The organism is Promicromonospora thailandica, from assembly GCF_024171955.1.
Taxonomy (GTDB): domain Bacteria; phylum Actinomycetota; class Actinomycetes; order Actinomycetales; family Cellulomonadaceae; genus Promicromonospora; species Promicromonospora thailandica.
Genome location: NZ_JAMTCS010000014.1, coordinates 204936 through 212037, shown reverse-complemented (window position 1 = coordinate 212037; position 7102 = coordinate 204936). Strand labels below are relative to the sequence as shown.

The following is a 7102-nucleotide window of genomic DNA, read 5'->3' as shown; positions in this document are numbered from 1 at the left end:
CTGTCCAACCTGGACGCCAAGCTGCGCGTGCAGACCCGCACCCAGATCGCCTCCCTGCAGCGCCGCCTGGGCGTGACCACGGTCTACGTGACCCACGACCAGACCGAGGCCCTCACGATGGGTGACCGGATCGCGGTCCTCAACGGCGGCATCCTGCAGCAGGTCGGCACCCCCCGGGAGATGTACGACCGGCCGGCCAACGTGTTCGTGGCCGGGTTCATCGGCTCCCCCGCGATGAACATCGGCACCTTCGACGTCAAGGACGGCTCGGTCAAGGTCGGCTCGGCCAGCGTCCCGCTGGAGCGCTCCATCGCCTCCGCGATCCCCGACGGCGACAACGGCAAGGTCACCCTCGGGTTCCGGCCCGAGTCCCTGGACGTGGTCTCTTCCGGCACCCCCGGATCCTTCGAGGTCGAGGTCAACCTCGTCGAGGAGCTCGGCTCGGACGCGTTCGTCTACGGCTCCCTCAAGGGCGACGCCGCCGACGTGGACCTCTCGGCCGGCGACACCAACCAGGTCATCGTCCGCATCGACCCCCGCGGCGTGCCGGACAAGGGCGACGTCATCTCCGTGTCGATCCAGGCCGGACACTCCCACGTCTTCTCCGCCACGTCGGGCGAGCGCCTGGGCTGACCCACCCCCCTTCGCCGAGATAGAACCGTGGCGAAGTAGAACCGTGGCGAGATAGAACGCTAGCAAGAGCCGGCGTTCTATCTCGCCACAGTTCTATCTCGGCGAGGGGGGCGGCTGGGCGGTTCTACGGTCTTGAGGCCGCCGCCCGTCGTCCACGGCGGTACCCACCGCCTGACCGTGGATGGGAACCGGACCCACGGCGGTTGGCACTGGTGGACAGCAGCCCGGACGAGGCGGCGGCCGAGGAACCAGGAAGGCACCACATGGACGACGAGGACTTCAAGACCCTGCTGGACGCGACGCAGACCGTCGCCGTCGTCGGGCTGTCGACCCATCCCGAGAAGCCCTCCGTCGAGGTCGCGAAGATTCTCCTCGCGGCCGGCTACGACGTGATCCCGGTGCACCCGACCGCGACCGAGATCCTGGGACGGAAGGCGTACGCGACCCTGGCGGACATCCCGGTCCCGGTCGACGTCGTGGACGTGTTCCGGCCCTCCGGCGAAGCGCCCGAGATCGCCCGCCAGGCGGTCGAGATCGGGGCGGGCACCCTGTGGCTGCAGCTCGGGCTGACGTCCGGCGAGGCTCGCGACACCGCCGAGGCGGCCGGGCTCCGTTACGTCGAGGACATCTGCATCGGCGCGACGACGCTCCGGCTCGGCAACACGGCGCGCGACGCGCGGTAGCGTGCGCCGGGGCCGACCCCGCCCGCCCCGCGGGCGAGGTAGCCACCTGACTACCTCGCCCGCGGGGCGCCCGGCGTGCGCGTGCGGACGATGCCCCAGCCGACGAGTAGCCCGGCGCCCACGGTCAGCACGACGGCGGCCACGGTGACGGCGTCGCGGAACTGCCCGGTCTGCGCGGCGGTCCAGCCGCCCGCGGCGATGCTGCCGGTGAAGCCGCCGGCGAGGATCGTGCCGCTGACGGCGATACCGAGGCCGGTGGTGAGCTCGCCGGCGGTATCGATCAACGCCGCGCCCATCGTCGTCCGGTCCGCGGGCAGGCCCCGCATGACGTTGTTCCCGGCCACGACCCCGACCACGCGCATCCCGGCGGCCACCAGCACGAGGGCGAGCGCGACCCACGGGTAGCCGAGACGGCCGAGGGCGGCATAGACCGCCAGCCCGCAGACGACGACGGCGGCGCTCCCCCACGCCGCCCCCTCCAGGCCGATGCGCCCGACCAGCGGGCTGATCACGGCGCCGCCGGCGACCAGGACGACCACCTGCGGCAGCATGCCGAGGGCGGCCTGCGCCGCCGTCCACCCCCAGTCGAGCTGGAGCTGCAGGGTGACCAGGTAGCCGAGCCCCGCCACGGCCAGGGCGGCCGCCGCCTTGAACGCCAGCCCGCCGGCCACCAGCGGGCGCCGGAGCAGTCCCAGATCGAGCAGGGGGTGCACGGCGGCCCGCTGTCGCAGGACGAACAGGGCTCCCGCGCCGGCCGCTCCCCCGGCGGCGACCCAGGGCTGCCAGGACCCGGCGCCGTCGTCGACGAAGACGGTCGGCGCGAGCAGGCCGAGCACGACGGGGGCCGTTCCGAGCAGCGCCCCGACGACGTCGATCGGCCGGCCGTGCAGCTCGTGCGGCTGGTCCGCGGGCACGCCGAGCCGGACGCAGACGAGGGCGATCGCCGCGACCGGAACGTTGACCAGGAGCAGCGTCTGCCACGGGGCGAAGCTCAGCACCAGGCCCCCGGCGGTGGGGCCCACGGCGAGCCCGACGAGCCCGACGGTCGAGACGAGCGTCATCGCCCGCACGCGCAGGTGCTCGTCGGCGAACAGCCGGTAGGCCAGGGCCATGGAGCCCGGCGTGGTCATGGCGGCCGCGACCCCTGTCGCCACCCGGACGGCGACGAGCTGTCCGGTGGTGCTCACGAACGCCGTCGCGAGGCCGGCCAGCGCGAGCAGCACCAGCCCGGCCAGCATCACCGTGCGGCGCCCGAACCGGTCGGCGACGGCGCTCAGCGCGATCATCAGGCCGCCGAACACGACGGAGTAGGAGCTGGTGACCCACTGCAGGCCCGTGGTCGACGCGCCGAGCTCGCGGCCGATGGTGGGCAGCGCGACGTTCAGGACGGAGCTGTCGAGCATCTCGAACAGGAACACCGCCGACAGGCCCGAGAGGGCGACCCAGGCGGCACGCAGCGACCCTGGGCCGGCGTGATGGGGCGGGGTCTCGGACGTCGGTCGCGGGCGGTGGTCGCTCATGGGCGCACTCCTCTGGTGAGAGAGAAGTGGCGGCTCGGCGACCCGCGTGTGCGCACGACGATGGTGTCGTGTTTCTACTTCCGGTGCCTCATACGCTACTACGTCGGCGAGGCAGCGGCCGTCGAGCGGCGAGCCGGGACAGGTACACGACGGCGCCCACGTTCAGCGCGAGCGCCACAGGCACCGCGAGCGCCGGGACGTGCAGGAGGACCCCGGAGCCGGCCACCAGGGTCGCGCCGACGACCACAAGGCCGACGACGGCGAGACGCCGTCTGATCCCGGGTTCGAAGCCGAGGACGGCCGCGGCGAGCAGGAGCCAGAGGCCGACCAGGGAGCCCGGCCCCACGGAGAACCAGGTCATGAAAAACACCAGCACGGCCGCGACCACGTCGAGCAGTGCGACGAGCACGCCGGCCGCCGGCCGCCCGGTGATCCACCAGGTCGTCGCGTGCGTCCGCTGCTCCGCCGTCGTCGCTGTGCACGTGAGGAGTGTAGGTGTCGCGTTGATCATCTTCAGTGACAGTCAGTTTTGTTGACTATCGGGCGACCGCGACCTAGAGTCACGATAGTCAGGATCAGTGACTACCTGACGCTATCTCCCAACCCCAGGAGCTGACGATGTCCGTCCTCGAGATGACCACCTTCACCGTGACCCCGCAGAGCACGCCCGCCATGCTGGCGGCCCGGCCCGCGATGCTGGACGCCTTCCGCGCCGACCGGCGCGGGTTCGTCTCCGCCCGGCTCGTCCGCCTCGACGAGACCACCTGGCTCGACCTGGTCGAGTGGACCGACGACGCGGCCTGGGACGAGTCGCGGGCCAAGGGCGCCAACCGCCCGGAGATCGCCGCGTTCTTCGCGACGATCGCCGCGGTCACCGCCGCCGACCGCGGCCTGCGCTACGACGACGGCGCGGACGGCCCGCGCACCGTGCGGACGGTCGCCTACGGCCCGGAGCCGTCGCAGGTCGGCGAGCTCTACCTGCCGGACGGCGACGGCCCGTTCCCCGTCGTGGTCGTGGTCCACGGCGGCTACTGGGCCGCGATGTGGGACCGCCGGCAGATCACCGACGTCGTCGACGACCTGGTGGGCCGCGGGTACGCCGTCTGGAACGTCGAGTACCGCCGGATCGGCGAGCCCGGCGGGGGCTGGCCCGGCACCTTCCTCGACGTCGCCGCCGCGGTCGACGCCCTCGACGGCCTCGACCCCGCACTGGACACCGGGCGCGTCGTGCTCCTGGGGCACTCCGCCGGCGGCCACCTGGCCACGTGGGCCGCGCACCGGGCCGCCCTCCCGGCCGAGGCGCCCGGCAGCCACCCCCGGATCGAGCCGGTCGGCCTGGTCTCGCTCGGCGCACCGCTCGACCTGCGAGCCGCCGAGGCCGAGGCCTTCGGCTCCGCCCTCGCCGACCCGGACGCCGCACCGCCGAAGGACGCACCCGACAGCGCCCGGCCCGAGGCGTGGCCCGTCGTCGCCGGGCTGGTCGGGGCGGGGATCGTGCCGCTCCTGGTCGGCGCTCGCGCGGACGGACGACCCGACCGCCACGCCTGGACGTCACCGACCGAGCTCGCTCCCGCCGGAGTCCCGGTCCTGGCCGTCCACGGCACCGCGGACGAGGCAGTCCCCGCCGAGTGGAGCCGCCGCTACGTCGACAAGGTCATTGCCGACGGCGGCACCGCCCGCTACGTCGAGGTCGAGGGCGGCACGCACTTCGACGTCGTCCACCCCAGCCACCCGGTCTGGGCGACCGTGACCGGCTGGATCGACGAGGTCGTCGCCGCGCCCCGCCGGGACCTGCCGTGACCGCCGGCCGCGCGGCGCCGGGCGAGGGCGCGACGCGCGGAGCTCAGCCCTCGCCGCTCGTCTCACCGGTCTCGTCGGCCACCTCGACGGTCGCCCGTTCCCGACGTCCCGGGCGGACGCGCGACACGGGCAGGTGCAGCACCTGCGCCTGCGGGTCGTAGGTGACCAGGCCGTGGTCCCAGGCGAGGCTCGCCAGCACCGGGCCCACCTCCTCCGCCCGCGACCAGGAGATGCTCACCACCACCGACTCCGGCGTCACCCAGCAGGCGGCAGCCCAGGGTGATCCGGCGTCCGTCTCCGGGTACACCTCGAGCATCTCCTCGGCGAAGCGCGCGACGGCGGGATGCTCGGGGACCACCCCGAGCTCCCCGTCGGCGACCCGGTCGTACACGTCGAAGGCCGCGGCAGGGTCGACGTCCGCGTCGTCCGGATACCAGAACGCCAGGTCGAAGCTCATGTACCCCTCCAGCCTCCTCGCCGGCCCGCGAAGTCCCCGGTGACTCCGCTGGAACCCATGATGCAGCCCGGGACGGGTGGACGTCGCGCCCGATGTCCGCCGGGCGAACCCTGTAACGCTCCCCCGCATCCGGACATGACACCCTCGTCAGTGCTCCATCACCGAGAGGTCCAGGATGACGGCTCCAGCACCCCCACCGCCCGAGGCCCGGTTCACGGCGCTCTTCGAGTCCACCCACCGTGCCCTGCTCGCCTACGCCGTGCGCCGCGTGGCCGAGCCCGAGGATGCCGCCGACGTCGTCGCCGAGAGCTTCCTGGTCGCCTGGCGCCGGATCGACGACGTCCCCGCCGGCGCGGACGCCCGGCCCTGGATGTTCGGCGTCGCCCGGCGGGTGCTCGCCAACGCGCGGCGCGGTGACCGGCGCCGCCTCGCGCTCGCGGACCGGCTGCGGGCCGAGCTCGCCGTCGCCGTCGAGACGCCGCCCGAGCCCGACCGCGACGTCGAACGTGCTCTCGCCCGGCTCTCCGACGACGACCAGGAGCTGCTGCGCCTCGTGGCGTGGGAGGAGCTCGGCCGCGAGGAGATCGCGGTGGCCCTGGGCGTCTCGCGCACCGCGGTGCGGGTCCGGCTGCACCGCGCCCGCCGTCGGCTCGCCGAAGCACTCGCCGCGCTCGCCGTCCCGGACGACGACGTCGCCGCGGTGCCGGCCACCGTCGACGACCGGCCGGCCGTGAAACGTTCGGGGCCGGACGGACAGGTCATGGGCAGGTGGGCACGAGCCCACCACGGGATCGAGGAGGCACGATGACGGACCCGATGAAGCGGCTGAAGGCCGCGGACCCGGTCGACCGGGTCGACCTCGACGCCGTGGAGCCGGTGGCGTTCGCCACCCTGCGTGAGGAGATCATCATGACCGGGACCCAGCTCGACACCGCCGAGGCCGGACGCTCCGCGGCGACGGCAGGGCTGGCGCGGACCAGCCGCCGAAGGCTCGGCCGGCGGGGCGCGATCGCCGTCGGCCTCGCGACAGTCCTCGCGGGGGGCGGGGTCGCCTACGCGGCGATCCAGGCGTTCGTCGCCCAGGACACCGAAGGCGTCACCTGCATGACCACCTGGAACGACGACGCCCTCGAAGGGCAGCACGTCGACGCGGCGGGCCCGTGGCTCACGGGCGACGCGGTCGCCGACTGCACCACGATGCTGGCCGAGGCCGGCCTGCCGCCCGTCACCGACCCGGTCGTGTTCCAGCACGACGGGCACGTCTACGTGGCACCCGCCGACCAGGCGCCCGACTGGATCGAACCCATCGACCCGGCGAGCGGGCCGGCCGCCGACGCCGCGGTCCTCGAGCTGCGCCAGAGCCTCGGCGACCAGGTCGACGGGGGGCACGGCACCTGCCGCACCGTCGACGAGGCCGTCGCCTGGGCGCAGTCCGAGCTCGACCGCCTGGGCCTCGGGGGCTGGACCGTCGAGTCGGTGGACGCGAACACCCCGGACCGGCCGTGCTCGGGCCTCTCGGCGGAAGAGACCGGGAAGGTGCTGGTCGCGGCGGACGGCGACCCCGACGAGGTCTACGCCGTCCCGGAGCTCAGCCCGCTCGTCGGCGCGCTCCGCGAGGCCTCTGCCGACGAGTGCCTGACGGCGGAGCAGATGCGGGCGATCGCCGACGAGCACCTCGCGTCGCTCTCGCACCACTGGCCCACCACGACGGTGCCGGACGACGCGGCGGAGTGCGCCCGCGTGGACCTGGTCGTCGGAGGAAGCGTCCAGGTCACGGTGTACGGGCCGGGCGCCGCCGGCTGACCTGACCGGGTGGCCGCCCGGGCTGGTCAGCCGGGGCGGCCACCCCTTCGGTGCCCTTCCGCTGTCGTCGTCGCACCTGCCCGCGTCGAGGAGGCCGAGTGAGCACCGAGCCGGGCCGTCGATCAGGCGGCGCGCGGCCTGGCCCGCATCCAGGGCCTCTACATCCTGTTCGACGCGGAGACCCGCACGCCCCGCTGCCTGATCGA

The 7102-nt window shown here is 74.0% G+C and carries 8 protein-coding genes; 5 read left to right on the top strand and 3 right to left on the bottom strand.

Features of this window, described 5'->3' with window-relative positions:
* The coding region (locus APR03_RS21605) for an ABC transporter ATP-binding protein (protein WP_253838374.1) at window positions 1-633 on the top strand (633 nt) is incomplete at its 5' end.
* 212 nt (window positions 634-845) lie between these two features.
* Window positions 846-1316, top strand: coding sequence for a CoA-binding protein (locus APR03_RS21600; protein WP_253839169.1), 471 nt, complete (start codon window positions 846-848; stop codon window positions 1314-1316).
* 50 nt (window positions 1317-1366) lie between these two features.
* On the opposite strand, the gene APR03_RS21595 is transcribed toward APR03_RS21600, so the two are convergent.
* Together APR03_RS21595 and APR03_RS21590 are read right to left on the bottom strand one after the other, a co-directional pair.
* Window positions 1367-2836 carry an MFS transporter gene (locus APR03_RS21595; RefSeq protein WP_275977842.1) on the bottom strand — a complete coding sequence of 490 codons (1470 nt, stop codon included), beginning with the start codon at window positions 2834-2836 and terminating at the stop codon, window positions 1367-1369.
* A gap of 88 nt (window positions 2837-2924) precedes the next feature.
* The gene (locus APR03_RS21590) at window positions 2925-3347 is read right to left on the bottom strand and encodes a hypothetical protein (protein WP_253839168.1); all 423 of its coding nucleotides are present in this window, start codon (window positions 3345-3347) and stop codon (window positions 2925-2927) included.
* A gap of 107 nt (window positions 3348-3454) precedes the next feature.
* Here APR03_RS21590 and APR03_RS21585 point away from each other — a divergent pair, with 107 nt between their 5' ends.
* Window positions 3455-4636: an alpha/beta hydrolase family protein gene (locus APR03_RS21585; protein WP_253839167.1), complete on the top strand. Its 1182-nt coding sequence runs from the start codon at window positions 3455-3457 to the stop codon at window positions 4634-4636.
* Window positions 4637-4679: 43 nt separating this feature from the next.
* Here APR03_RS21585 and APR03_RS21580 read toward each other — a convergent pair whose 3' ends face one another.
* On the bottom strand, window positions 4680-5093 hold the full coding sequence (locus tag APR03_RS21580; RefSeq protein ID WP_253839166.1) for a hypothetical protein: 414 nt from the start codon (window positions 5091-5093) through the stop codon (window positions 4680-4682).
* A 175-nt stretch (window positions 5094-5268) separates the two neighbouring features.
* On the opposite strand from APR03_RS21580, the gene APR03_RS21575 reads away from it, so the two are divergent.
* Window positions 5269-5901: an RNA polymerase sigma factor gene (locus tag APR03_RS21575; RefSeq protein WP_253839164.1), complete on the top strand. Its 633-nt coding sequence runs from the start codon at window positions 5269-5271 to the stop codon at window positions 5899-5901.
* Window positions 5898-6896 (top strand): hypothetical protein, encoded by a 999-nt coding sequence (locus APR03_RS21570; RefSeq protein ID WP_253839162.1) that lies wholly within the window; start codon window positions 5898-5900, stop codon window positions 6894-6896. Before APR03_RS21575 ends, APR03_RS21570 begins: the two co-directional genes overlap by 4 nt.
* Window positions 6897-7102: the final 206 nt, after the last annotated feature.

What these genes read in the sequence shown, in the direction of transcription:
- APR03_RS21595 (WP_275977842.1), bottom strand. Translation starts at nt 2,836, where the DNA reads ATGAGCGACCACCGCCCGCGACCGACGTCCGAGACCCCGCCCCATCAC.
- APR03_RS21590 (WP_253839168.1), bottom strand. Translation starts at nt 3,347, where the DNA reads ATGATCAACGCGACACCTACACTCCTCACGTGCACAGCGACGACGGCG.
- APR03_RS21585 (WP_253839167.1), top strand. Translation starts at nt 3,455, where the DNA reads ATGTCCGTCCTCGAGATGACCACCTTCACCGTGACCCCGCAGAGCACG.
- APR03_RS21580 (WP_253839166.1), bottom strand. Translation starts at nt 5,093, where the DNA reads ATGAGCTTCGACCTGGCGTTCTGGTATCCGGACGACGCGGACGTCGAC.
- APR03_RS21575 (WP_253839164.1), top strand. Translation starts at nt 5,269, where the DNA reads ATGACGGCTCCAGCACCCCCACCGCCCGAGGCCCGGTTCACGGCGCTC.
- APR03_RS21570 (WP_253839162.1), top strand. Translation starts at nt 5,898, where the DNA reads ATGACGGACCCGATGAAGCGGCTGAAGGCCGCGGACCCGGTCGACCGG.